The 26,664-nt window shown below is 34.9% G+C and carries 27 protein-coding genes; 15 read left to right on the top strand and 12 right to left on the bottom strand.

The window, feature by feature from the left end:
• Positions 1-2 precede the first annotated feature (2 nt).
• The 7 genes from tadA (at position 3) to pyrF (ending at position 5,248) form a co-directional block, all read left to right on the top strand.
• Positions 3-521 carry a tRNA adenosine(34) deaminase TadA gene (tadA, locus tag HX005_RS08820; RefSeq protein WP_286377169.1) on the top strand — a complete coding sequence of 173 codons (519 nt, stop codon included), beginning with the start codon at positions 3-5 and terminating at the stop codon, positions 519-521.
• Positions 522-638: 117 nt separating this feature from the next.
• Positions 639-1,070, top strand: coding sequence for an SRPBCC family protein (locus HX005_RS08825; RefSeq protein WP_286377070.1), 432 nt, complete (start codon positions 639-641; stop codon positions 1,068-1,070).
• 11 nt (positions 1,071-1,081) lie between these two features.
• On the top strand, positions 1,082-1,774 hold the full coding sequence (cmk, locus tag HX005_RS08830) for a (d)CMP kinase (RefSeq protein WP_286377071.1): 693 nt from the start codon (positions 1,082-1,084) through the stop codon (positions 1,772-1,774).
• Positions 1,775-1,879: 105 nt separating this feature from the next.
• A complete protein-coding gene (gene rpsA, locus HX005_RS08835) occupies positions 1,880-3,556 on the top strand; it encodes a 30S ribosomal protein S1 (RefSeq protein WP_107009704.1) in 1,677 nt (558 codons plus the stop codon).
• A 162-nt stretch (positions 3,557-3,718) separates the two neighbouring features.
• Positions 3,719-4,024: an integration host factor subunit beta gene (locus HX005_RS08840; protein ID WP_107009705.1), complete on the top strand. Its 306-nt coding sequence runs from the start codon at positions 3,719-3,721 to the stop codon at positions 4,022-4,024.
• A 21-nt stretch (positions 4,025-4,045) separates the two neighbouring features.
• The gene (locus HX005_RS08845; protein ID WP_107009706.1) at positions 4,046-4,402 is read left to right on the top strand and encodes a lipopolysaccharide assembly protein LapA domain-containing protein; all 357 of its coding nucleotides are present in this window, start codon (positions 4,046-4,048) and stop codon (positions 4,400-4,402) included.
• A 165-nt stretch (positions 4,403-4,567) separates the two neighbouring features.
• Positions 4,568-5,248: an orotidine-5'-phosphate decarboxylase gene (pyrF, locus tag HX005_RS08850; protein ID WP_286377072.1), complete on the top strand. Its 681-nt coding sequence runs from the start codon at positions 4,568-4,570 to the stop codon at positions 5,246-5,248.
• Positions 5,249-5,305: 57 nt separating this feature from the next.
• Here pyrF and HX005_RS08855 read toward each other — a convergent pair whose 3' ends face one another.
• Positions 5,306-7,072: a TerD family protein gene (locus tag HX005_RS08855; protein WP_286377073.1), complete on the bottom strand. Its 1,767-nt coding sequence runs from the start codon at positions 7,070-7,072 to the stop codon at positions 5,306-5,308.
• A 160-nt stretch (positions 7,073-7,232) separates the two neighbouring features.
• Between HX005_RS08855 and HX005_RS08860 the strand changes: the two genes are divergently transcribed.
• The gene (locus HX005_RS08860; protein WP_286377074.1) at positions 7,233-7,502 is read left to right on the top strand and encodes a hypothetical protein; all 270 of its coding nucleotides are present in this window, start codon (positions 7,233-7,235) and stop codon (positions 7,500-7,502) included.
• 51 nt (positions 7,503-7,553) lie between these two features.
• On the opposite strand, the gene HX005_RS08865 is transcribed toward HX005_RS08860, so the two are convergent.
• Positions 7,554-8,462, bottom strand: coding sequence for a LysO family transporter (locus HX005_RS08865; RefSeq protein WP_107009710.1), 909 nt, complete (start codon positions 8,460-8,462; stop codon positions 7,554-7,556).
• 44 nt (positions 8,463-8,506) lie between these two features.
• Entirely contained in the window at positions 8,507-10,030 is a 1,524-nt protein-coding gene (locus HX005_RS08870; RefSeq protein ID WP_286377075.1) for a flavin-containing monooxygenase, read from the bottom strand.
• Between the two features lie 153 nt (positions 10,031-10,183).
• Here HX005_RS08870 and HX005_RS08875 point away from each other — a divergent pair, with 153 nt between their 5' ends.
• From HX005_RS08875 to HX005_RS08885, 3 genes are all read left to right on the top strand, one after another.
• Positions 10,184-11,194: a helix-turn-helix domain-containing protein gene (locus tag HX005_RS08875; RefSeq protein ID WP_286377076.1), complete on the top strand. Its 1,011-nt coding sequence runs from the start codon at positions 10,184-10,186 to the stop codon at positions 11,192-11,194.
• A gap of 102 nt (positions 11,195-11,296) precedes the next feature.
• Entirely contained in the window at positions 11,297-12,445 is a 1,149-nt protein-coding gene (gene zapE, locus HX005_RS08880) for a cell division protein ZapE (RefSeq protein ID WP_286377077.1), read from the top strand.
• Between the two features lie 376 nt (positions 12,446-12,821).
• Complete coding sequence (locus tag HX005_RS08885) at positions 12,822-14,984, top strand: malate synthase G (RefSeq protein ID WP_286377078.1); 2,163 nt, start codon at positions 12,822-12,824, stop codon at positions 14,982-14,984.
• A 116-nt stretch (positions 14,985-15,100) separates the two neighbouring features.
• On the opposite strand, the gene HX005_RS08890 is transcribed toward HX005_RS08885, so the two are convergent.
• The 5 genes from HX005_RS08890 to HX005_RS08910 form a co-directional block, all read right to left on the bottom strand.
• On the bottom strand, positions 15,101-15,349 hold the full coding sequence (locus HX005_RS08890) for a putative periplasmic lipoprotein (protein ID WP_107009715.1): 249 nt from the start codon (positions 15,347-15,349) through the stop codon (positions 15,101-15,103).
• 148 nt (positions 15,350-15,497) lie between these two features.
• Positions 15,498-15,725, bottom strand: coding sequence for a hypothetical protein (locus tag HX005_RS08895; protein WP_107009716.1), 228 nt, complete (start codon positions 15,723-15,725; stop codon positions 15,498-15,500).
• 243 nt (positions 15,726-15,968) lie between these two features.
• Positions 15,969-17,051 (bottom strand): tRNA (uridine(54)-C5)-methyltransferase TrmA, encoded by a 1,083-nt coding sequence (gene trmA, locus HX005_RS08900; RefSeq protein WP_286377079.1) that lies wholly within the window; start codon positions 17,049-17,051, stop codon positions 15,969-15,971.
• A gap of 91 nt (positions 17,052-17,142) precedes the next feature.
• Positions 17,143-18,042, bottom strand: coding sequence for a LysR family transcriptional regulator (locus HX005_RS08905; protein ID WP_286377080.1), 900 nt, complete (start codon positions 18,040-18,042; stop codon positions 17,143-17,145).
• A 136-nt stretch (positions 18,043-18,178) separates the two neighbouring features.
• Entirely contained in the window at positions 18,179-18,601 is a 423-nt protein-coding gene (locus tag HX005_RS08910; protein WP_107009719.1) for a guanosine-3',5'-bis(diphosphate) 3'-pyrophosphohydrolase, read from the bottom strand.
• A 100-nt stretch (positions 18,602-18,701) separates the two neighbouring features.
• On the opposite strand from HX005_RS08910, the gene HX005_RS08915 reads away from it, so the two are divergent.
• Complete coding sequence (locus tag HX005_RS08915; protein ID WP_107009720.1) at positions 18,702-19,037, top strand: hypothetical protein; 336 nt, start codon at positions 18,702-18,704, stop codon at positions 19,035-19,037.
• Between the two features lie 169 nt (positions 19,038-19,206).
• Positions 19,207-19,872 (top strand): SOS response-associated peptidase, encoded by a 666-nt coding sequence (locus HX005_RS08920; RefSeq protein ID WP_286377081.1) that lies wholly within the window; start codon positions 19,207-19,209, stop codon positions 19,870-19,872.
• Positions 19,873-19,890: 18 nt separating this feature from the next.
• Here the strand turns inward: HX005_RS08920 and HX005_RS08925 are convergent, their stop codons facing one another.
• Positions 19,891-20,355 (bottom strand): MarR family winged helix-turn-helix transcriptional regulator, encoded by a 465-nt coding sequence (locus HX005_RS08925; RefSeq protein ID WP_107009239.1) that lies wholly within the window; start codon positions 20,353-20,355, stop codon positions 19,891-19,893.
• A gap of 948 nt (positions 20,356-21,303) precedes the next feature.
• Here HX005_RS08925 and HX005_RS08930 point away from each other — a divergent pair.
• Positions 21,304-22,836, top strand: coding sequence for a TerC family protein (locus tag HX005_RS08930; protein ID WP_286377082.1), 1,533 nt, complete (start codon positions 21,304-21,306; stop codon positions 22,834-22,836).
• Between the two features lie 99 nt (positions 22,837-22,935).
• On the opposite strand, the gene HX005_RS08935 is transcribed toward HX005_RS08930, so the two are convergent.
• Positions 22,936-23,793: an alpha/beta hydrolase family protein gene (locus HX005_RS08935; protein WP_286377083.1), complete on the bottom strand. Its 858-nt coding sequence runs from the start codon at positions 23,791-23,793 to the stop codon at positions 22,936-22,938.
• A 145-nt stretch (positions 23,794-23,938) separates the two neighbouring features.
• Here HX005_RS08935 and HX005_RS08940 point away from each other — a divergent pair, with 145 nt between their 5' ends.
• Positions 23,939-24,400 carry a hypothetical protein gene (locus tag HX005_RS08940; protein WP_286377084.1) on the top strand — a complete coding sequence of 154 codons (462 nt, stop codon included), beginning with the start codon at positions 23,939-23,941 and terminating at the stop codon, positions 24,398-24,400.
• A gap of 62 nt (positions 24,401-24,462) precedes the next feature.
• Here HX005_RS08940 and HX005_RS08945 read toward each other — a convergent pair whose 3' ends face one another.
• Positions 24,463-24,705 carry a hypothetical protein gene (locus HX005_RS08945; RefSeq protein WP_107009243.1) on the bottom strand — a complete coding sequence of 81 codons (243 nt, stop codon included), beginning with the start codon at positions 24,703-24,705 and terminating at the stop codon, positions 24,463-24,465.
• Between the two features lie 455 nt (positions 24,706-25,160).
• Complete coding sequence (gene brnQ / locus HX005_RS08950) at positions 25,161-26,453, bottom strand: branched-chain amino acid transport system II carrier protein (RefSeq protein ID WP_286377085.1); 1,293 nt, start codon at positions 26,451-26,453, stop codon at positions 25,161-25,163.
• Positions 26,454-26,664: the final 211 nt, after the last annotated feature.

Below are 26,664 nucleotides of genomic sequence, written 5' to 3' on the forward strand. Positions count from 1 at the left end.
TGATTGATGAACAAAATAAACAAGATGAAAAATGGATGCAGTTTGCTTTCGAGCAAGCTGCTATTGCGGCTTCTCAGGGGGAAATCCCTGTAGGAGCTGTTTTAGTGAGTGATGGGAAAATCATTGGACAAGGTTTTAATACACCTATTTCAACACATGACCCTACTGCACATGCTGAAATTCAAGCAATTCGTCAAGCTTGTCTAACCATTGAAAATTATCGATTGCCTGAAAACACCACGCTTTATGTCACATTGGAGCCGTGTACCATGTGTGTAGGGGCTTTGATTCATGCCCGGGTGACCCGGGTGGTCTTTGCAACCACAGAACCCAAGGCTGGTTCATTGGTCAGCAGCCGACAATTGCTGGCAGATGGCTATTACAACCATCGTTTTGAGTTTGAGGGCGGGTGTATGCAGTCACAATGTACGATGCAACTGTCTGATTTTTTTAAAATGCGCCGTGAACAAAAAAAACAATTGAAGTTACAACAAAAGTCATTAAATGATCAGATAAAATAATCTAGAATAGCGCTGAATAATATGACAATCTGTATTGTCAAAAAAATGCCATGACAGGTTCAGTTCAGAGCCTGTGATTTTAATGGTGGATCTGATCATGAAAAAGGGAACACAACAATGAATTCAATTCGAGTAAAACAAGATTTCAATGCACCAGTAGCCAAGGTATTTGACTTGCTGTCCAAGCACGCCACCTACAATATTGCATTTGCGCCAATTCAGGTGGTGCGTGTCAAAGACTCAGCAGATCCTGAACGTCCTGATGGTTTGGGTTCAATTCGTCGTATGGGTTTTGGTCCAATTAAACCTGTTCAAGAGCAAATTACATTGGTTGATGTAAATAAGCGTATTGAGTATAAATTAATTAATAATCCATTAATTAAACATCATATTGGTATTCTTGAATTTACCGAACTGGCGCAAAATAAAACTCGTGTCGATTATACGATTGAATTACAAGCACGTGCGCCATTTGTGAGTAAATTAATACTTGCACAGCTTAAACTTGCGATTACACTAGGTTTTAAGAAACTGGCAAAATCTGTTTAATTGGAAGTTCAATGACCATTCAAATTATTACGATTGATGGACCAAGTGGTTCAGGTAAAGGCACATTAGCAGCAAAACTTGCTGAGCATTATCAATTTCATTTATTGGATTCGGGCGCAATCTATCGTCTACTTGGATTTTCATTGTATAAAAAAGCTTTATTAGACGCTCTAAATGAAGAAAATACATTGCAACAATGTGAAGAAATTGCAAAAAATTTAGATATTAAATTTATGACAGAAATAAACTCAACGACGCAAATTTTTCTAGATGGCGAAAATGTGACAGAAACGATTCGTACCGAACAGGTCGGAGAGTTTGCTTCAAAAGTTGCAGCAATTCCTGTACTTAGAACTGCACTTTTTGAGCGTCAACGTGCTTTTGCGCAAGCGCCAGGTTTAGTTGCAGATGGTCGTGATATGGCAACCTCAATTTTTCCAGAAGCACAAGCGAAAATTTATTTGACTGCTTCAGCAGAATCACGAGCGACACGCCGAGTAAAACAGTTGCAGGCTATGGGTTTGGATGTTAAAATAAACGATATTTTGTCTAATATCCAAGCGCGTGATAAGCGAGATATGGAGCGTACAGTTGCTCCATTAAAGCCAGCTCAAGATGCTTACATCATTGATAGTTCTGAATTGAACATTGATGAAGTGTTCAAATTGATGACTGATTTTATCGATGCGCAATTAGCAAATTAACAAATTTAGTGGAAGCATAGCTTGATCAGTTTTATACGGACTATGTGGAGACTTAACTGAACCGGCCTTGTCTGATCCAAGACCGCTGACTTTTCTAGGTATATCATGACCGAATCTTTTGCAGCCCTCTTTGAAGAAAGCGAATTAAACCTCAACGTTGAAAAGGGTGCAGTCATCCAAGGTATCGTTGTTAGTATCGATTCTGACTGGGTAACTGTTGATACTGGCCTTAAATCTGAAGGTGTTGTATCTCGCTCTGAATTCTTAAACGAACAACGTGAACTTGAAGTTCAAGTTGGCGATACAGTAGACGTTGTTGTTGAAGCGCTTGACAACGGTATGGGTCAAACAGTTTTATCACGTGAAAAAGCAAAACGTGCTGAAACTTGGACTAAACTTGAAAAAATCTTTGAAGACGGCGAAATCGTTACTGGTGTTATCTCTGGTAAGGTTAAAGGCGGTTTCACTGTTGACATCGGTCCAGTTCGTGCGTTCTTACCTGGTTCACTTGTAGACACGCGTCCTATCCGTGATACAACTCACCTTGAAGGTAAAGAGTTAGAATTCAAAGTCATCAAACTTGATGCTAAACGTAACAACGTTGTTGTATCTCGTCGTGCAGTAATGGAAGCTGAATCTTCAGCTGACCGTGAAGCGCTTCTTTCTCAATTGGAAGAAGGTCAAACAGTTACTGGTACAATCAAAAACCTTACTGACTACGGCGCATTCGTTGACCTTGGTGGTATTGATGGTCTTCTACATATCACAGATATGGCTTGGAAACGTATCAAACACCCTTCAGAAGTTGTTGAAGTGGGTCAAGAAGTTACTGTTAAAGTACTTAAATTTGACAAAGAACGTAACCGTGTTTCTCTAGGTCTTAAACAACTTGGCGAAGATCCATGGTTAGCGATCATGAACCGTTATCCTAAAGGTTCTATCGTTAAAGCGCGTGTAACTAACTTAACTGACTACGGTTGTTTCGCTGAAATCGCTGAAGGCGTTGAAGGTTTAGTACACGTTTCAGAAATGGACCACACTAACAAAAACATCCACCCATCTAAAGTTGTTCAGATTGGTGACGAAGTTGATGTTATGGTTCTTGAAGTTGATGAAGAACGTCGTCGTATTTCTCTTGGTATCAAACAAACTCGTGCTAACCCATGGGAAGAGTTTGCTAAAGCTCATGAGAAAGGCGAAAAAGTTTCTGGTACAATCAAATCAATCACTGATTTTGGTATCTTCATCGGTTTAGCTGGTGGTATCGACGGTCTTGTTCACTTATCTGATATTTCTTGGAACGAACAAGGCGAAGAAGCTATCCGTCGTTACAAGAAAGGTGACACAGTTGAAGCAGTTATCTTATCTGTAGATGCTGAAGGTAACCGTATCAGCCTTGGCGTTAAGCAATTGAATAGTGATCCATTCAATGACTTCTTAGCTGCTAACGAACGTGGTGCTTTGGTTAAAGGTACTGTAACAGCTGTTGACGCTAAAGGCGCAACTGTTAAGTTAGCTGACGAAGTTGAAGCTTCTTTGAAAGCATCTGAAATCAACCGCGATCGCGTTGAAGATGCAACTAAATTCTTAGAAGTTGGTCAAGAAGTTGAAGCGAAAATCATCAACGTTGACCGTAAATCTCGCTCTATCAACTTGTCTATCAAAGCGAAAGACGAAGCTGAAGAGAAAGAAGCTGTAGCAAGCTTAAAAACTGCTACAACTGCTCAAGACAACGGTCCTAAAACGATCGGTGATTTGATCAAAGCTCAAATGAATCACTAAGAGGTGTTGTTAAAAAGTATTATTAAATGTAATTAATTAATACTTTTTATACAAATACTGTAAAAGGTAGCGTAGTATACGATCACTGCGCTACCTTTTTGTATTTAAAAAGGATATTATTTAAAGCAAGCTAAATAGCATTCAAATTAATTGAGGTCGTAGATGACAACTGAAGCATTAAACAAATCTGACTTAATAGAAAGAATTGCACTTAAAAACCCACACTTGGCTGAGCCATTGGTTGAAGAAGCTGTTAAGATTATGATTGATCAAATGATTGCATCGCTTTCGTCTGATGATCGTATTGAAATTCGCGGATTTGGTAGTTTTGCTCTACATCACCGTGAGCCACGTGTAGGTCGTAATCCTAAGACAGGCAAATCAGTAGAAGTTGCAGCTAAAGCAGTACCACACTTCAAACCTGGTAAAGCATTACGCGACGCAGTAAACGAATCTGCAAATAAATAAAAATTCGAAAATGGGGTGATTATGCGCTATTTCTTAGTAGCATTACTGTTAGTAATATTTGGCTATGCGTTAGCATTGGTTTTACAAAATCCAGCTGAACTGCCTGTGGACTTATTGTTTACCCAAGTTCCTGCAATGCGTTTAGGCTTATTGTTATTACTAACCTTAGTACTCGGTGTTGTGCTTGGACTATTGGTTGGTGTGCAGATTTTCCGTGTATTTCAAAATGCTTGGGAAATTAAGAGATTGCGCAAAGACATTGACCATTTACGTAAAGAGCAAATTCAAAGTGCTCAATTGGCAGCCGCTGAGGCAGCAGCAAGTGTACGCCATGAAAAAACAGTGATGGATGTATACGCACAAGATAAAAAACTTTAAATCATTATAATGCTATAGATCCTCAATCATTTAAAATAATGAAAGATTGAGGGTCTCATTATTTTAACTAATCATACATTATATCTGCATTAAAGAAGATTAAGGCTTTGTGCAGCTCTTGATTATCCTTATAATAAGCCATCTTGTTGTGATGGAAAGAACCCCTTGAGTATTATTGTTGCCTTAGATGCTAAAAGCCAATATGACGCACTAAAAATTGCTGATCAATTGGATCCATCACTTTGTCGGGTAAAGGTGGGTAAAGAGCTATTTACTCATGAAGGATCAAGTATAGTCAAAGCTTTGCATGATCGTAAATTTGAAGTATTTTTAGATTTAAAATTTCATGATATTCCAAATACTACAGCACAAGCTGTATGTGCTGCTGGCGACATGGGCGTATGGATGGTGAATGTTCATGCTTCTGGTGGTCGCAAAATGATGGAAACTTGTGTAGAGCGTTTAAAGGCTGGTAATTATAATACACAGTTGATCGCGGTTACTGTTTTAACTTCTATGGGGCGTGAAGACTTACGTGATATTGGCTTAGATATTGAGCCTTTTGAGCAAGTTCAACGTTTAGCTCAATTGACTAAAGACAGTGGTTTGGATGGTGTAGTATGTTCTGCACAAGAAGCAAAAATGTTGCGTGAAACATTGGGGCAAAACTTTTCTTTAGTGACACCAGGCATTCGACCAGCAGGTTCTAATGCAGATGATCAAAAGCGTATTGTAACGCCTAAACAAGCGATGCTTGATGGCTCTACGCATTTAGTGATTGGTCGCCCAATTACTCAATCAGAAAATCCAAGCCAAACTTTAAAAGATATTTTGGCAACATTGTAATGTACTAAATATTTAAATCACGATTCAATGTGGATCGTGATTTAAAATCTATAAAAATTAAATTTGATTACTTTTTTCTAAATTACATTTTCGACATAAAATCTGTAAATTATTTTCTGAGTTAGAACCACCTTTAGAAAATGGAATAATATGATCAAATTCTAAATAAGCACTTGAACTACATTGTACACATTTACCTTGGCATTTTTGCCATACTGCATTTTTAATATTTTGTGGAATATGTCGGGTGTTACCTGAACTTTGTGAAAAGTCTAACTGTCGATGAAATCTTTTAATTGCGTATTCAATATAAGCTTCAACAATATTTGAATCTTTGCCAATATGATATTTACCTGAACCTTTTTTGGTTTTTGCTATAATTTCAATATATTCAGAAAGAATTTCAACAGCAATAATATTTGAAATAAGAAGCTCAAAAGCTGTACTTGCTTTAAATATAATCCGCTCACTCGTAATAAATAAGTCACCAACAACATATTCTTTTTTGGTTGCTTGAATACCTACTTTTTTTTGATGTAGATAAACAAACTCAGAATTTTTGACAATAATTTCGGTGGTTTGAATTGTATTTACTTGACCTTGTTTAATTTGTGTAATCTGTTTCGCTATGGAAATTGTACGATTAATTTGCTTGAGAAGTGTTGGTTCAGGATGTAGAAATTGGCATAATTTTTTAATCAATAATTCATTTTCATGTGAAATAGTGCCATCAAAAATAAGAGAAGCAAGTGTAAAATTAAAGAAATCTTCGATAGCATTTTTGGCACGTTGTACTAACTCTTTACTATTTAATTGGTGCAGTGTTGCAAATTGTGTCAATTTTTCTATTTCTTGATTGCTCAGTATGCCATCCGCTAAAGCAGTTTTGAGCATATTGACAAACTTAACTTCATTGGCTTGGCGTAGCATGATTAAGGCTTGTTCTAAAGTATTTTGTGGTACCTGTAGAAACTGTGCCCATTCTATGATTTGTTGTTTTGATTTATGTTGCGAGACTTGTAATAAAAAGCTTTTAATTTCTTGTTCAGAATAGTTCAAAGCATCAGCTAAAGTAATATTTTTATCTGTACAAAATTCAATAAGTTGTTGTTGGTTTTGTGGGCTGATATTGTGTGTTGCAAAAATTTGTAGGAGTTGTTTTTGAAACTCTTTTATATGTTTTCTTTTTTCTAAGGCTTTGAGTGGAGCACTAAAAATGTCTTTTAAAATATGACTTGTAGTTGCTTGCTCGGATGAAGTATTTGGTGGTTCTACATGTGCTGGGGGAGTCGGGTCAATATGAGTCAGTTGTTCATCTGCAATTTCAACACCAAAATGCTCAGCTAGAGGCTTCAGTCCACCATTAAAGCCTTGTGCGATCATTTTAAATTTCCAGAGTTCTTTATAACGGTAAAATTCTCCTAAAATAAGTGCAACTTCACGATGATTTTGTCCAATAATTTTAGCCTGTGCTAAAGTTTGTTGTTGATTTTTCACTTTTAAAAGGAGATGAGAGATATTTGAAAAATTTAATTGTTCATTTGCTAGTGTTGCACAAATTGCAATTCTATGGATTTGTGCATCAATTTTATGTAGCTGTAGATGAAATGAAATAATGGATTTTTGTTCTAAATAGATGGAATGATTTTGATTATTTAATTGCCCATAAAAAATCATATCATCATCGCCACGTACTTTGTTCGTTTGTGTAGCGAGGCTATAAGCGCTGAAATCTAAGGCTGTTGAGTCAATGCCGAAAACTTGAATTTCTAATGTTAATGCAGTCGTAGGAACTATCGTGTTAGCACCTGCAATTAAATCCACTTATTTTTCTCCTTTAAATGAAAATACTTATTTAATTTTTGTTTTGTGATTACACGCTACAAATAAGCAAATAATTTATAAAAAACTCATCAAAATCATAATGACATAAATATAATACGATTACTATCGAGATTATTTGTCAAAATAAAAAGGAAAAATAATGACTAAAAATAAATCTATTTTTATTGTTTTGCTGTTAATGTTAGTGCTTATACCTGTGTGCCAAGAATTGTATAAACAAAGAATTTATAATCAGGCGATGAAGGAATTTTGTGTGCAGTCACATTTGCGTCAATCGATGAATGAGATCTTAATAATCATTGCTCAACATGAGATGCTTAAAATTTATAAACACGCTGTGAACAAAATGATCATTTTTCCAAAAAAGCCTAGTTTAGATACTGCGCTTTGTCAGTTAGAGATTAAATAAAATCGAGTGATCAATATTCGTTATTCTCTAGCTGAATATGAGCGCGAAGACTTATAACGCTGCTAAAATACTCACAGCAATAGGCGCAAGTATAGATAACACGAAGCCACTTACCATTGCATGAGGAATAAATTCATTGCCACATGCCTGTTTAACCATAGGTAAAGTCACATCCATTGCTGTTGCCCCTGCGGTTGAGATTGCAGAGCGTGGATAGCGCCAGCCGATGATATACATCGCTAAAATAGCAAAAATTTCCCTAAATAAGTCATTCATTAGTGCAATGCTGCCAAGATGTGCATTTTTCAACTCAGTAACGACAATACCTGTCATGGAGTAAAAGCCATATCCTTGAGAAAGCATGATTAAGTCTTTGAGATTAATGTTGTTGATGAGTAATGAGCATACAACTGCACCAATAATTGAACCAATAATACAGCCAATAGGTACTAACATAATCTTCCAATTGAGCCATGAGCGATCAAGAGGAGAATAGGCTAAATCTAAACCAATCAGTATCATAAAAATTAATAACAAATACCATGAACTAATGTGTAATTGATAATCAAATGCTGAAAATAACTCAGATAATCCATAGCCAAATGCGATCGCAATAAAAGCATAACTAATATTAATTAGAGAACCAATGAGGAGTTCACTAGATACACGACCTTGAGTCGGTTGAAAGCCAATTAATTTAAATAAAATATAACAACAGATAAATGCACCAGCAGAAGTTGCTAAAGAAATGGTAATAGCATCACTGAGAATTTGTGCAGGTTGAGCAATAGTATGCAAGGTTTGAGCAAACTCAATTGCAATCGCAACCAGTAAGATATAAGTAAAATAAGGCAACACTTTGAAAGCTATTTTTTCGAGCCACTGAGGTAAGCGTCGTGCTAAAATAAAGCCTAAAAATAAGCAAAATAAAAGTTGAAAGATAAGCCAAAGAGATTGCATAAAAATGGGTAAATAATCAGTATTTACCCATTATAGCCAAAGTTTTATGCAGCACGTGAATTTTTGTTTGACATTTGTTTTTTACCTAAGAGTAAATAATCTGCTGGATTTGCAGTTCGAGTTTGCATCCAAAATTTCCATGTATACGTTGGCCAAAGTGAGAAGTTTTTCCCACCATCTTGTTGATACCAACTAACACAGCCTGACTGCCAAACGGTACCTTTGAGCTGCGCTTGTACTTGATCATTAAATTGGTCTTGCACTTCTGGTTTAATGACAATCGCTTGGGTCTTGGTTTTGTTGACAAGGTGAATAAGCTGTAAAATATAATTGACCTGAGATTCAATCATAAAAATAACAGAATTATGCCCAAGTACCGTATTTGGTCCTAACAACTGAAATAAGTTAGGAAAGTTTTTAGTGGTCACACCATAATAGCTTTCTGCACCATCTTTCCATGCATCTTTGAGTTCAATGCCATTTAAACCGTAACATTCAAATGATTTTAGATAAATACGTGGGTCAGTAATAAAGCCTGTGCCATAAATTAAACAATCAATTTGGCGTTCTTGACCATTTTTCATGATGATACTGTTTTCAGTAAGCTCTTGAATGGCATCAGTCATTAATTCCACGTTTTCACGATTAAAAGTTGGAAAATATTTATTGGAAATCAAGATGCGTTTACATCCCATCACATAGTTAGGAGTCAATTTTTTAGCAATAGATTTATCTTTCACTTGGAATTTAATAAAAGCTTCCGCTAGTTTTTGACCATATTTCATAATCTTAGGTTGTACAATAGGAACAACACGAGACTCATTTGACCAATACAAACGTGCACGATGTAGTTTTCTAAACCATTCGAAGCGTTTAAATAAATGTTTATCTAATGCATTATAAGCGCGTTCGTCGCGTGGAATAACCCATGCAGCAGTACGTTGTAAAACGTAAAGATTTTTAACTTTTGCAGCAATTTCTGGAATGTATTGAATGGCACTGCCACCTGTTCCAATAGATGCAACATTCTTTTGATTAAGGTTATATTTGTGGTTCCATTGTGAGGAGTGAAAAACTTCACCTTTAAACTTTTCAATACCTTTAATTTTTGGAATTTGTGGTACATGTAAAGGACCCGAGGCAAAAATAACAAATTGTGCTTCTATTTTTTGCCCATTGTTTAATACTAAATGCCAATGACCTTGTTGTTCATTATATGTGGTTGAAATAACTTCTTGCTTAAACTGAATATATTTTTTAAGTTCATATTCTTTAATAAGATCCTGAATATAATCAAAAATTTCAGGTGCTTCAGCATAGCGTTTAGACCAATCTTTTTTAGGTGCAAAAGAGAGCGAGTACATATGAGATTGGACATCACAGGCAGCACCAGGATATTGATTTTCACGCCATGTGCCACCAACATCATCGGCTTTTTCTAAAATAATAAAGTCATGGATATTGGCTTGTAATAGACGAATAGCCATAGCTAAGCCGCCAAAACCTGCACCAATAATCGCAATTTGAGTTTTTTGAGTGGGTTTATGATTCGCGTTTGCTGCACACATATTTTAAAACCTATTCTTTTGATTTTAGTTGAGCTTAACTGAATTTTTAAAAAACAGACATGATTCAACAAACAAAAAAATTGATCAAATCGGCAATTTAAAAAAGTTCAAGAATATAGTAAAAAACAAACAGTGAAAAATATTGTAGATATGATGAAAAGATCAATACTCGGCTTAATGTATTTAATTCAAGGTATGCGTAATGCAGGTATTGATGTGGATGAACGCCTTGCGAGTATTGGAATTCAATCCGATGCTCTAGATCCAAGTTCAATTATTCATCCGAGCTTAGAGTGGGATATTCAAAAAATTATTGGTCAAGGTGTACAGCCTGAAACAGGATTGTTTATTGGGCAGCATTATGCTCTTGCAGGTTATGGTCCATTATTAATGTTATTAGTAACGTGTAATAGTATTGGTGATGCAATCAAAAATGGTATTCGATTTCAGGGCTTAACGCATTTATATGGAGTTTTAGATACCATTGAAAATGAACATCAGGTCGCTTTAAGTTATCAGCCCGTTGATCTAAAATCTGAAATGGGGCTTTTACGTGCCCAATGTGAAATTTCAGGAACTTATAAATTTTTGCAAGATATTTATAAAATGATGGGTTTAATTGTTCCTGATTTACGTGTTGAGTTACCATTTAAACAACCAGAAGATCCTGACACATTACAAGAGTTTTATCATTACTATGGATCAAATTTGCATTTTGATTGTCCATCGGCTGCATTTTGGTTGGATAAATATGTTATAGATGTCAAAATTTCATCTGCTGACCCAATAACGCATCGTGTTTATGAGGTGAAGTGTATAGAGGAGATTCAACGTTTAAGTGCAGTTGAACATCAGGTTCCAGTGTTAATTCAACGTGTAAATGATTATTTAGAGTTACAGCAAGGTGTTATGCCAACGATGGCAGAAACTGCACAGGCTTTAAATTTACCAGAGCGTACTTTACGTCATCAACTGCAACAATTAAACACCAGTTACAAAATGATTCGTGAGCAATTAATCAAACATAAAGCATTGCGTCTGATTGAATATAAAGAATATTCAATAGAAATGATTGCTGAATTGTTGGGATATTCTGAGCCTGCGGCATTTAATCATGCATTTAAACGTTGGTTTGGGCAAAGTCCACGCCAATATGGCAAATAGCCTAAGTTTACGTATAGCAAGAATGAATTAATGACAAAGTCTTATTTATCAAATTCTAATTTTCGCTATACTTCCATTAGCCCCTAAAAGTATTAAAGTAATATGTTAGACAAAAAAACAGCACACAGCACCGCATTTACGCCTTTATCTCCTGCGGAACGTTACGCTCAGGCTTTATCATCTGGGCAGTTTTTACCCGATGAAGCACAGGCGCAAGCAGTGCATGAGCTAGATCGTGTTTGGCAAGAGTTACTAAGCCGTTATAAAGCTTCTAAAAAGGCTTTTCGTCGCTTTCGTCGTCAAACAGCACCAAAAGGGGTGTATATGTGGGGCGGTGTGGGACGTGGTAAAACATGGCTAATGGATCAGTTTTTTGAATCAATTCCATTTCGTCGAAAAACACGTATGCATTTTCATCACTTTATGCAGTTTGTACATAAAGAGTTAAATAAACTTTCTGGTCAGCGTAATCCACTCGATTTAGTTGCAGATCAAATTTACAAAGATGCAGTGGTGATTTGTTTTGATGAGTTTTTTGTGTCAAATGTAACAGATGCAATGATTCTCAGTGATTTATTTCAAAAGCTATTTACACGTGGCATCACATTGATTGCAACATCAAATATTGCACCTGATGGTTTATATAAAAATGGTATTCATCGTGATCGTTTTATTCCAACGATTGAAATGGTGAAGAAAAATTGTGTCATTTTAAATGTTGATGCAGGGGTAGATTATCGTTTACGTGTATTAAAACAAGCGCAATTGTTTAAGTCACCTTTAAATAATGAAAATAAAACATGGATGGCTGAACGCTTTAATGCTTTAGTATTGTCACAAACCATCTCTAAAGATTCGATCATCATTAATAATCGTGAAGTCGAAACGCTTGGACATACAGAAGATGTTTTGTGGTGTGAATTCCGTGAACTTTGTATGAAACCACGTAGTCCATCTGACTTTATTGAAATTGCCAATATTTATAATACAGTTTTGGTTAGTAATGTGCCGCATTTGGATGATAATTTATCGGAAGGTACGCGCCGTTTCATTTATCTGGTCGATGAATTTTATGATCGTGGAGTGAAATTATTATTGACTTCTACGGACTCTATTATTGAGATTTATGAAGGCGAAAAGCTTGCTTTTGAAATAGAACGTACCCGTTCACGTTTGTTAGAAATGCAGTCAGATGAGTACTTGCAGTCTGCACATCGACAGATTCAGGCAAAAGAATTACAAGTTGAATAAGATTAAAAAGAGCACTCGAAAGAGTGCTTTTTTATGGAAATGTGAAATGATTATTTACAGGCTTTTGTCGACATTCTTTGTTTTTCATGGCTTAATCAAAGACGAGAAAAAGTATATAGATATTAAAATGATCAAATAAATGACCTTTTGGCACTTAAGTCTAATTTCGACATTTTAAAAACTTTATACACTGTGGAAAGGGTATTCAAATTGTTGATGTTATTTGCATCTTAAAACTGTATTTAATTGAATGATGTTGGTATGTATTCAAATTAAAATGCTTACTATTTAGGAATGTGATATTACTATTCAGCAAAGTATAAATAGGTATACTAAGAATCTCTTGTTATAAAAAGTAGCAATATCAGGAAAGACAATGACTGCACGTATTCAAAAAGGCAAGTTAGCGATTGCTAAAGAACTCTACGATTTTATCGAAAATGAAGCTTTACCAGGCTCTGGTTTAGACAGTGAAAAATACTGGAAAGATTTTGAGCAAGTTGTTGTCGATCTTAGTCCAAAAAATAAAGCACTATTGGCTAAGCGTGACGATATTCAAGCTAAAATTGATCAATGGCACCGCGACAATAAATTTGAACTCGAAGCTTACAAAGCTTTCCTTACAGAAATTGGCTACTTATTACCAGAAGTAGAAGATTTCCAAATCACGACAGAAAATGTCGATGAAGAAATTGCCTTACTCGCAGGTGCACAATTGGTTGTACCAGTACGTAATGCACGTTACTGCTTAAACGCTGCCAATGCGCGTTGGGGTTCTTTATACGATGCACTTTACGGTTTTGACGTGATCTCAGAAGAAGATGGCGCAGAAAAAGGTAAAGGCTATAACCCAGTTCGTGGCGACAAAGTTATTGCATTTGCAAAAAACTTCTTAAATGAAACTTTCCCACTCGCAACGGGTTCACATACAGATGTGACTAAATATGCAGTGGACGGCAATAAACTTGTTGTGAGCCTAAAAGATGGTACTACAACAACTTTAGCAAAAGAATCACAATTTGTTGGTTTCAATGGTGAGCCATCTGCTCCAAATGAAATTGTACTTTTAAATAATGGCTTACACGTTATTATTGAAGTTGATGCAACAAGCCCGATTGGTAAAACTGATGCGGCAGGTGTCAAAGATCTGGTACTCGAAGCTGCTGTTACAACCATTCAAGATTTAGAAGACTCAATCGCTGCGGTTGATGCTGAAGAAAAAGTAGAAGGCTACCGTAACTGGCTAGGCTTGATGAAAGGTACTTTAGAAGAATCAATCGAGAAAAATGGCAAAACGGTTACTCGTACATTAAATAAAGACCGTACGCATAAAAACTTGATTGGCGGTGAAACTAAGCTTCACGGTCGTTCTTTAATGCTTCTTCGTAACGTAGGTCATTTAATGACGAATCCTGCGATCCTTGTAGATGGTGCTGAAATCTACGAAGGAATCATGGATGCATTAATTACACCATTATTGACTTTCGCTGACATTAAAGGTGAAAATGAGAACAAGAATTCACGTAAAGGTTCTATGTATATCGTAAAACCAAAAATGCATGGTCCTGAAGAAGTTGCTTTTGCGGTTGAGTTATTTGAACGTGCTGAACAAGCATTGGGTTTACCTGCAAAAACGTTAAAAATCGGAATTATGGACGAAGAACGCCGTACTTCTGTAAACTTGAAAAATTGTATCGCGCAAGCAAAAGATCGTACGATCTTTATTAATACAGGTTTCATGGATCGTACAGGTGACGAAATCCATACATTTATGGAAGCAGGTCCATTCGTTCGTAAAGGCGAAGTGAAAGGTCAAATCTGGTTCCCTGCTTATGAAAACCGTAACGTGATGATCGGTCTTCAAGCTGGTTTACGTGGTAAAGCACAGATTGGTAAAGGTATGTGGCCTAAGCCAGATATGCTTTTAGACATGTACAAAACTAAAATTGAGCATCCTGAAGCTGGCGCAAGCTGTGCATGGGTTCCATCACCATCTGGTGCAGTCATTCATGCAATTCATTATCACCAATGTAATGTTTCAGCTCGTCAACAAGAGTTATTGAAAACTGAGCCATTATCTCTAGATGATTTGTTAACTCCTCCTCTAGCGACAGATACAAATTGGACTGATGAAGAGAAAACCAAAGAACTTGAAAATAACTTACAAGGTATTTTGGGTTATGTTGTTCGTTGGGTTGACTTAGGTGTAGGTTGTTCAAAAGTTCTCGATATTAACAACGTTGGTTTGATGGAAGACCGTGCGACACTTCGTATTTCTTCTCAACACGTTGCTAACTGGTTACGTCATGGTATTGTGACTAAAGAACAAGTTGAAGAAGTATTTAAGCGTATGGCGAAGATCGTGGATGAGCAAAATGCAAACGATCCGCTTTATACACCAATGGCACCAAGCTTCGATGGTTTTGCTTATCAAGCAGCTTATGACTTAGTGTTTAAAGGTGCTGAGCAGCCATCAGGCTATACAGAGCCATTGCTTCATGCTTACCGCTTGAAATTGAAAGGTTATACAGGTGACTAATCTGTAAGCGATAAAAAAACCCTGACTTGTCAGGGTTTTTTATTTGAGCGCAATAACATATTTAGGGTTTAGACTTAGATAAAGTACAAATTTGCACTTATAGAAATCTTAAAAATTTATTTCACCATACCCAAAATAGCTGTTTGTGTTTTACATACTTCAGTCGCTTCTTCTTTACTCATTTTATTGACTTCATCTTCAAAAGCCTTTTTCTGATTTTTGATTGCTTCTTCAGAGATACCACTGGTTTTTGCCATTTTTTCAATGTGTTGCCATGATTCTTCACATTCTTTTGGCATTTTATTGCTGCTGCATCCACTTAGAATAATACTAATCGCTGTCAGTGCTAAAAAGATTTTTTTCATTGTTAATTCTCGATTTAAGCTTCAAATACATGAATATTTTGTTATGCGTTTATGATGTTAACAGCACTTTTAGAAGATGTCTTGTTATAAAATGCAGCGAAATATTAAAAAAGGCATTCATGAGAATGCCTTTTTGTATCATCCATGACTATTGAATAGGTGGATGTTGAAGTTCGTTTAGCTCTTTACGACTGAAGCCTCGAGATATGAGAACTTTTTTAATACCCAAAATAGTATCTTCATCTTTCGCTTTAGATAAAGCCAAAAGAAGCTGATCATTGGATTTACAAGAGCAATCATTTTCCACGCAAGCAATTTGATTTTTATGCTCATTTTGCTGCGCATCTTTTGTAAACAGCTTTTGCCAAAAACTCATAGAGCCTTCTAATGCAACCAAACATAGCTTGAAATATAGAGGGTTTAAAATAAAATACAAGCTATGCTAAGGTCTAGCTTGAATAAAAAGCACGAATTTTAACGATTATAAATTAGAAATTTAACGGAATGATGACAGCTTTTTTAGGATTAAAAAATTAAGCCATTGATAAGCAATGTGAATATTGTTGTTTGGAAAATAGGCTACATCAATGTAGCCTAGCTTAACTTTGAAATAAATTGTTTAAATCTTTTCGAGCAAGACCCCAGATTCGACATGATGTGTATATGGAAATTGGTCAAATAATGCAAATTTTTGAATTTTATGTGTTTGTGTTAAAACTTCTAAATTTTCAAATAATGTATCTGGATTACATGAAATATAAAGAATACGTTTAAACCCTTGCAGTAGTTTTAACGTCTCTAAATCAATGCCTGCGCGTGGAGGATCAACAAATACAGTTTCAAATTGATAACTCGAAATATCGATTTCAGCTTCTTGTAAACGACGGAATTCACGTTCACCTTGATAAGCTTGGGTAAACTCTTCAGCAGAAAGGCGAGCGACTTGAATATTATCAATTTGGTTCTGCTCAATATTCCACTGTGCAGCATAAACGGATGATTTTGCTAATTCTGTTGCAAGTACACGATTAAAATGTAGCGATAATGGAAGTGTGAAGTTACCATTGCCACAATAGAGTTCTAATAAGTCTTGTTGCGAGTTTTCTACAGCATTACAAGCCCATTGCAACATTTTTTGGCAGACTTGGGCATTGGGCTGAGTGAAACTACTTTCAATTTGTTTGTATTTAAATTTTCGGTCAAATACTTGTAATTCTTCTACAACAAACTCATCACTTAAAATAACCTTTTGACCACGACTACGCCCAACAATTTTGATTTTAAGCTTGTCAGCAAGTTGCTTGGCTAAAGTTTCCCATTCTTCATGAAGTGGGACACGATAAACCAATGACACCAGCATTTCACCATTGAGCGTTGCAAGAAAATGAACCTCGAAAAGGCGTTTTGATAAAAGCTCATGCGCTTTAAGTTCTGCCAATAAAATCGGCATTAAATCATTAATACTTTGATCGGCGATTGGAAATTCATCAATTCTGACAACAACTTTTTGCTGGTCTGCATCACGTTCAAACATGGCATAGAACATATCATCTTCAGTATGCCAAATTCTAAACTCTGCACGCATACGGAAATTTTTTTCAGGAGAAGCAAAAACTTCCAATTCAGGTGGATTAAATTTGCTAAATTGATTGTGAATACGCTCAATTTTAGCATCGAGCTGAAGCTGATAAGTTGAAGTCATAAAAGTAAAGGATACAAGTTTAAAGCAGATAGAATGGTAACAAAGATTAGCCAAATTAGCTGCAATAAACTGAGTTTAGCTGAATGAAAAGCTATCTTTTTGTTAAATGTTCAACTAAATAATCAATAAAGACACGCACCGCAGGTAATAAACCACGTCTAGAAGGATAAACAGCATGAAAAATTCCTTGAGGAACTTTCCAATTTGGTAATACTCTGACCAATTCGCCAGAACGAACATAATCTTGAACAACTGAGTCAGGCAATAAAACTACACCACAGTTTTGACTCGCAAGTTTAGCTAACATCATGAGGTCTGAACCCATGACAATAGGCGTAACTTTCACTTTTTTCTGATGATTATTCTCATCATATAAAACAATTTGCTGTTCTGAATGTTCATCAATCATGCTTAAAATACGATGCTCTGATAAATCTTCTGGACTTTTTAAGGAACCAAATTCATTTAAATAAGCTTGACTTGCAAATAAATGTTGCTCAATACGTTCAAATTTTCTCAATACAAGATTTGGATCATCATCAAGGTTGTCGCGTACACGTAAAGCAAGATCAATCCCTTCATTGATGATATCTACGCGACGATTGCTGACCAATAATTGAATTTTGATTTCAGGATATTCTTTTAAAAACTGCGGTAAAATACGAGAAATTTCATTCTGTGCAATTGAAACAGGCACACTGACTTTGATTAAGCCACGTGGTTGTGCACTTAAGTGGTCAACCAGATCATGCGCAGATTGGGCAGCATTCATCATGACTTGAGCATAACGATAAATATTCATCCCGATTTCAGTGACAGCAAAATGTCGGGAACTACGTTGAATCAGTCTAACTTTTAAATTTTCTTCTAAATTATAAACACGACGACTTAGTTTTGATTTTGGAATATCAGTTGCACGTTCTGCTGCACTAAATCCGCCATGCTCAACAACTAAAGCAAAACAATAAAAATCATCTAAATCGGTGAGCATGTATTTTCCAAAATTGCAGTAATTATATATTCTAAAAGAATTTAGCTGATGAATGTCAACAACTAAACTGTTTGTGATTGATTGGGTAGATTAAGTGCTTTTTTTAATAAAGCTTCAATATTTTTCACATTAAAATTTAGCTATTTTGCAGTATTTCATAGACTTTTTTATATTCCTCTAAACGTTGCAGGTCTCGTTGAGTGGGCTGAGGAATACGTGTTAAGTCCATATTGTCCATCACATCGGCAAGTTTAACAATTTTTGCAATTGGGTTTTTCGCTGCACGATAAGCAGCTTGGATACGTGTTTCTCCAGATTTTTTAGTTAATGCTAGAATAGCATCGATTGTATCTTGGTTGAACCCGAGTGAAATTAAATCGACAATGGTTGTATCAGTATCTTCTAAAATATCATGTAAAACAGCAACGATTTGCTGCTGAGGATGATGGACTTTGAGCATTAAACGGAGTGGATGAAAAATATAAGGTTGACCACCTTTATCAAGTTGACCTGTATGCTTTTTTGCAGCAAGCGCAATAGCTTTCTCAATTGTTGACATAACATCCTTATGTATTGATTTAAATTAAGTAAAAGTCCGTAGACTATTCGAAATTTTTTTGAACTCGTTTAAACTATAATTTTATTGTGTGCTTTTAAAAATGACTTTTCAATTGATTGACGTAAATAATTCTGGACAAAATGTAACATGCCCTCATTGTCAGCATGCTGTATTAGACTGGTCGCAAGAGCAATATATTCAGCCTTGTGAGCATACTTTATTTATTGCAATGGATTTAGGTTTTGAATTTATCTCTGATGCTTTTGAACAGACGATGCCTCGTAGTGTAGATGAAATTCATGCACATGATGAGCAGGGACTTCATATATTGAATGAATTAACACAAGCTACATTTAAAGATTATCAAATTTATAAAATGGATTTAGGTGTTGAAGGTTTATATCGCTACATTGGTTTTAGTCAGGTTGCCTTGTAAGGTTATTTTTACTGAATTATTTTTAAATAAAACTAAATAATCATATAAAAGGTCAATTAATTTTTTTACATTTTTATGATGGAAAATTATTATTTTTGTGCAAATGAGACAAAATGACCTAATACATGATTGATGAAGACAGCTTGTTCAATGGAGTTCTGCTTAAAATATGTGTGCAAATTATAAGCCTGCAACCTTACAACAAATTCATGATTTAGGATTACCAAAAATTCCGTTTGAATATCAGGAGGAGGTCTATCCAAGTTTTCAGACCCCTTTATTATTTAAGTCAGATACAGGTTTAGAATGGCGTCTAGTCAATTTCGGATTGATTCCTAAATGGGCAGAAAACCGTGATATTGCAAAGCACACTTATAATGCACGCAATGAAACATTGCTTGAAAAAGCAAGTTTTCGTGATGCCTTACTAAAATCAAAATTAGGTCTAATTGCTGTGACCGAATTTTATGAAGCTAAATATATTCATGGAAAAGCACAGCGTTGGGGTGTGCGACGTAAAGATGGTCAGGCATTTTTTATTGCAGCATTGTATGAAATTACCAAGCTAAATGAAGAAGTTATCCGTTCAACTTGTATGATTACAATGGATGCTATAGATCATGCAATGATGAAAGAGTTTCATGAACCAGGTAATATTAAGCGTTCAGTCGTTGTCATTCCGCATGAAAGAATCGAGCAATGGCTTGCATGGAAAAACCCAAATATTATGACATTTATGCAGGGTTTTCCTGTGGAGGAGTTTGAGTGCTTTTATTGTCCCCAACAACGTCAAGCAAAAAACTCTCCACAGTTAAACATGTTTGATGATTTATAAAGCAGAGCGCTTTATAAATTAACGTGATAAATTTTTAAAAATATGTTTCAAACTTTCCATCATTTTTTCAATTTGAAGTGGGGTTAAACCTTCAAAAGATTGCTCTAAAACAACACTCATTAAATCATTGATTTTAATTGTCATTTGTCGACCAGAGTCGGTTAAGTTTACTCGTGTAATACGTGCATCTTGACTGCAAGAATAGGTATTAACTAAGCCTTCATCTTTTAATCGATAGACAATTTTAGTTGTGGTCGACATTTTTGAAACAATCATGTCTGATAGTTCAGAAACACTTGCGTCTGGTTTAGACTCAAGTGCTAATAATAAACGACGTCTAGAATTATCTACACCATACTTTTTTAAGGCATGGTCAACATTAAGTACATACTGAGAATGAACTTGTGTAATCCAGTAATATGGAAAATTTTCCAAATTAAAATTATCAGTTGTTGGTAAAAATTTTGAATATTTTTTGGTCATCAAAAAGATTCCTTGTTTTTTCTAATTATTAACCAGATGTAATAACAATTGTAATAGTATTGTAAATTGACACCTAAAATCAATACAAAAATAAACAAATAATGCTAAAAATAAAGAAATACTATGAAGTTTTACTTTATAATTGTTTAAACTCTGTTACTTAGTGTAAGTATAAATTTATCATTTTTGAGTTTAATCATTTGTCATTTGAACTTAATTTTAAGTAGCATATTGCATGATGCTTACTTTCTGGACTAAATAACTCAGCACAAGAATTTCAATAGTTTTGCTATTGTTTGATCTTTCAAGTCCAGTTTTTAGTGTACTGTTCTTGTTTTGCTTTTTGGCTATTTATCTAATTTTAATGAGGGGTATGTATTAAAATTAATCCCATTCATAAGCTATTTTAATATTTCTATATAGGGTTTAGGTTTGTTTCAGCCTAGATACCGTACACTTACGCTATTTAAAAAATTATTCATATAATAGAGTGATTTACTTCACTTATACATGAATACTTCATTAAAATAATGTGGGTGAAATATCAATCATGTTCGTGTGATATTTTAATTAAAAAAAGGTACTCTTAGACTTGGCTTTACAAACAAAAATTTCTGTCTAAAATGTCATAAAAAATAAAAACACATATATTTATTAAATTTATAGAATTAGAATACAAGGGCTTGAAATAAAATATTAGATCATTCTAAATCAATTTTACTTATTTAATTAAATGAAACTATTTATTTTTTTGAATTTTAATTTGGTGATAAAACACGAAATTTATTTTTATTTGTAAAATAATAAAAAAAATAATTACAAAATATCTAGATTGTGCATAATTAAGAGCAATATAGTTGAAAAGGTCTCATTCATGGATCCGTCGCCGTGTAGGTTAAAATTTAAGTTTTGTATAATGAATAAGAATAAAGAGCAGGAGATCTAATAATGGAATTTTTATTAGATCCTGGTATTTGGGTAGGTCTACTCACTCTAATTGTTTTAGAAATTGTTTTAGGTATTGATAACCTCGTATTTATTGCCATTCTAGCTGAAAAATTACCGCCTGAAAAACGTGATAAAGCACGTGTTATTGGTCTTTCTCTCGCTTTAATCATGCGTTTAGGATTGTTATTTGCAATCTCATGGTTAGTTACGTTAACTCAACCTCTTATTACGGTTTTCGATAAGACCTTCTCAGGTCGTGATTTAATTCTTTTATTTGGCGGACTTTTCTTAGTCTATAAAGCCGTGACAGAATTACATGAAAAAATGGAAGGCAAGCCAGAAGTTCATGTCACCAGTAATGTTGTCTATGCAAGTTTTACAGCTGTTGTTGCTCAAATCGTCATTTTAGATGCAGTGTTCTCTTTAGACTCTGTAATTACTGCCATTGGTATGGTGGATAATATTTATGTGATGATGGTTGCTATGGTTGTTGCTATGGCTGTGATGTTGTTGGCTTCAAAGTCATTAACTGCATTTGTAAATAGACATCCAACTGTTGTCATTCTATGTTTAAGTTTCTTATTGTTAATTGGTATTAGTCTAATTGCAGAAGGTTTTGGTTTCCATATTCCAAAAGGGTATATCTATTCAGGTATTGGTGTTGCGATTTTAATCGAAGCATTTAACCAATTTAGTAACCGAAATGCTGAAAAACATAAAGCAAAAATTCCTTTACGTCACCGTACAGCAGATTCTATTTTAAAGCTTATGGGAAGTAAGTTAGATACAGATGTGTCAGCATCGCCTGAAACCATAGAAGCGAAAAAAGCCTTTGTAGATGAAGAACGTTATATGGTGGGAGGGGTTTTAACACTTGCTGAACGTAGTGTTGCCTCTATTATGACACCTCGAAATCAAATTTCTTGGGTAAATTTAGAGGATGATGCTGAGAGTATTCGAAATCAAATTTTGTCTGTGCCACATAGTTTATTTCCTGTATGTCGTGGTCAGTTAGATAAAGTCGTAACGATTGTACGTGCAAAAGAGCTAATAGATGCTTTGGATGAACCTGAACAATTGCAAGCGTTATTGAAGCGTCAGCGCCCAATTTTTATTTTTGAAAAAATGAAGGTGATTGATGCAATTCATACTTTGCGTACTTCAAAAGGTTCACTGGTTTTAGTCACGAATGAGTTTGGTAATATTCAAGGTTTGATTTCACCATTAGATGTGTTTGAAGCCATTGCGGGTGAGTTTCCTGATGCAGATGAACAGCTTGAACTGGTGAAAGTTGATGACACAACATGGAGAGCATCGGGAATGCTTGACTTGTATCAACTTGAATTAGAGCTAGAAACAGTCGATTTAGTTCAAGAAGATTCAGACTATTTTAGTGTGGCTGGTTTAATTTTTGATAAAACTCAGGGTAATGTCAAAGTTGGAACGCATATTGTCCAAGAAGGTGTTGATTTTGAGGTTTTAGAAATGGATGAAAATCGCATTAAAACCGTTAAAATTACTCGACCTGATTGATTAGGTTAAATAAAATAAAAATGCCTCAATAATGAGGCATTTTTTGTAAGAATAAAAAGACACTGAACGAGGATTACAGCATTCAGTGTTGAAACTGGTTTAAGCGGCTATTTCTTTTTCAATCATTGACCAAATATTTTGATGTGATTTTTTGAACATCAGCATATGTCCGATAGATTTATGCCCTAAATCTTGTGGAACGAGTTCATGCATTGTTGTTTTAGCATTTGGATAAAGGCGTAGGAGATCTTTAACATTGGCTTCAGTTGCGATTTCATCATCTGATGACCAATAGACCGAAATAGGGCAGGTAATATTTTGATGATAATCTTCAAAAATTGTTTTACCTAAAGCATTCTCTACATAACCTGGACGGCTACAAAATTGAGCCCATTGTTTTGCAACATTTTTCGGTAAATTTTCACCCATTCCCATCATTTTTGTTGCGCCGTAGCCTTTAAAAAAACTCGAAATTGGAAAAATAATATTAAACATAACAGGTGCAAGTTGTTTGGTGCGACCTTTCAAGCCTTTGACATGTCCAGTTGAGCCTGAAATTGCAATGACTTTTGCGACTTTTGCATAATTAGGGGCGATTCCAAGGAGTTGACCACCTGCACTATGCCCAACAAGAATGACTTGTTTTTTTTGTGTTTTGACCAAAAGTGCATCAATGGCAGCAGGAATATCAAGCTGTCCCCAATCTTGAATACTTGCTTGAGATTTTTTTAATGGACCATGTAATGAAGCACCAATACCACGAAAATCAAAGACCATAACTTGATAGCCTTGTTCTGCTAACCATTCAGCAAAAGAGCGATAAAAGCTTTGCACAATCCCTGTAGCGGGGCAAATTAAAATAGGTAAGTTTTGATTTTTTTGCGTATTTTCGTAAAAGGTTGCACTTAAAGTATAACCATCTTTACAAGTAATATTGAGTTTTTCAGAGTTTTGCATGATTGATTCAAAAATAATTATGAACTTGTTTCTACAATATACAAGTTCTAAAAAGAAACTTGATTAAATTATGACTAGAGAGTCAAAAAATAAATGAGAACATGGGTACACTACAAGAAAATGGAATAGGGTAGTTAAGTCAATAATGGATGTAATGCAATTTTCAAATGCGGTTAAGTTCGCAATTATTTTTAGTGGTTTATATCTTTGGGTGGGCATGCTGACAGGCGTATGGAAGTATGCACAAATCCGTAATTCTGAACAATCACGTGCGCACTATTATGTGGATATTGCACATCGAAGTAGCTTGCTTTATGCACCAGCAACGTTGATTTTAGCTGTGCTTGCATACTTTTCGATTTGGTCAGCATTGATTAATTTACTTTGTGTACTGATTAATTTGATTTTTTTTACTTTTTCGATTGCAAGTTATGTCGTACATGGTTGGTTAAAAGATACGACAAACCAATTTAAACAGCCACATAAAATGGGGAAAAAAAGTTTACCTAACTGGTTGATGACAAGTGCGATGATACTTTTGGTTTTGGGGGAGGTATTGGCAACTGGTATTTTAGTTTTGGGTGTGATCTTCAGTTTTTATTTTTAAAATTAGATGCAATTTGTAGAATACTTTTACTTCAAAAAAGATGGATGCTGAGCATCCATCTTTTATTTAATACTTGCTGCTTTGGCTGATTTACGGGTTTTGTGGTCGATCAATTCCCATAGACAAAATGCGGCAGAAACGAATAAAGCATATACAAAAAACTCAGGTTTTAAGTTGCCTTGAACGAGACCATGTAAAAATAGAATAGTCATCAAAGCTAAAGTTGTGCTTAAGTAAATGACCAGTTTTTTGTTAGCCTTCAAAGAATTAATGAAGACTTGCTTATTTGAATGTAATGATAACATCCTCATCCCTCCTGTCTGCTCGACAAAAACCCCATTGTTTTAGTCTGAATTGCTTGGTTGATCCTTACCATAGCAAATTATTATTTCGAATGCAAATATCTCTATTATCCTAAATAAATGTGACATATTTATGACAATATTACATTAGGTCATTTATTTTTAAAATAGGTTAAATTTTAACCATAAATATCATTTCTGAGATAAATAGTCTGCTGAACTTATATAAAACTTATATAAAAGTACAACATAATAAAGAGAATGAAAAGTGCTAATTAGACAAAAGACGAATGTTGTATTATTAGGTAATATTTATAAAAATCATGATATTGTATTGCATTTTTTGTTTGATCTTGTTGCAAACAATAAAAGCTCATTGGGTAAATGTAACGTTTATTGTGTACTGTTAAAATCTCTATTTGGGTAAAATAAGATTTTAATAACAAACATTAAAAGATCTATTTTTTAAGTCTGTCGATTGCAACAAAGATAATTAAAATGGCACAAGAAGGCAGTAACCAAGCCAGATTTTGCTGATTTAAAGGTAGATGTTGAATTGCATCAGGTAAAATATTGGCAAAAGAAGTCACTTTGATTCCTTCAATAATACCAAAGACAAAAGCAACAGCAGTTACGGGCGCAATCACTAAACTTGGACGATTAAAATATTTCCAAAAAAAGCTCAACATGATCACCACAATTGCAGGTGGATAAATTGCACTGAGTACAGGGACAGACACAGCGATCAGTTTTGTTAAACCAAGATTAGAGATAATTAAAGAGAATAAAACGAGGATAAATACTAAAACTTTATAAGGAATTTTAGTAAGTTGGGCGAAATATTCAGCACATGCACAAGTCAAGCCAATTGCAGTCACCATACAAGCCAGAAAAATCAAAGCTGTCAGGAATAAAGCACCAAGATCGCCAAAAGCATGTTGTACATAAGCATGTAAAATAACGGCACCATTGGTTGCATTTGGTGCAACTTCATGGCTTCCTAAGCCTAGCTTAAATAAACTTAAGTAAACTAATGTAAGCCCTACGCCTGAAATTAAACTTGCAATGATTGCATATTTAGTCACCAGTTTTTTATCAGTCACACCACGTGAATGAATGGCATGAATAATGACAATACCAAAAACCAAAGCGCCTAATGTATCCATCGTGAGATAACCATTCACAAAGCCTTCAGAAACAGGACTTGTAATATAGCCATCAATAGCAGGGGGGGTAAAGCCCGCAGGAATCATTACTGCTGCAATCCCTAAGATTGCTAAAGAAATAATTTTTAACGGTGCGAGGACGTGACCTACTGTATCTAGCAGTTTATTGGGATATAGTGAAACTAAAGTCACAACTGCAAAATAGATGATACTGTAAATCATCAAACTATAGCTTGAGTTACCAAAATAGGATGAAAATCCGATTTCATAGGAAACTGTTGCAGTACGTGGTGTTGCAAAGAGTGGTCCAACAGATAAATAGCAAACTACAGTTAAAATTAAACTTGCAACTTTTCCTAAAGGTGAACTTAAAAGTGCAATTGAACCTTCAGTTTTAGAAAGTGCCATGATAGTAATCACGGGTAAACCAACAGCAGTGATTAAGAAACCAAATGCTGCTAACCAAACATGTTCACCCGCTTGTTGCGCAACAATAGGTGGAAAGATAATATTGCCCGCCCCAATAAATAAGGCGAAAGTCATAAACCCTAAAGCAATAATATCCTTAGTACGAAGACTTGTCATAGGAGAGTTAGGATTACAAAAACCGTAGATTTTAGGGGAAAAGTCGAGCTTTTTGTATTTTATTTTATGAACCTTATTAAAAAAAATTATATAAGGGCGGGAAATTCAGGAAAAAGGTTAAGTTATCTTAATGAAAACAATGTGCTTTTTAATAAAATTCAAAAAAAATAAGATTTTAAATATTTGAATTATTTTGTTTTTAATGGCAATT

This window comes from Acinetobacter sp. R933-2 (genome assembly GCF_030325485.1).
Taxonomy (GTDB): domain Bacteria; phylum Pseudomonadota; class Gammaproteobacteria; order Pseudomonadales; family Moraxellaceae; genus Acinetobacter; species Acinetobacter sichuanensis.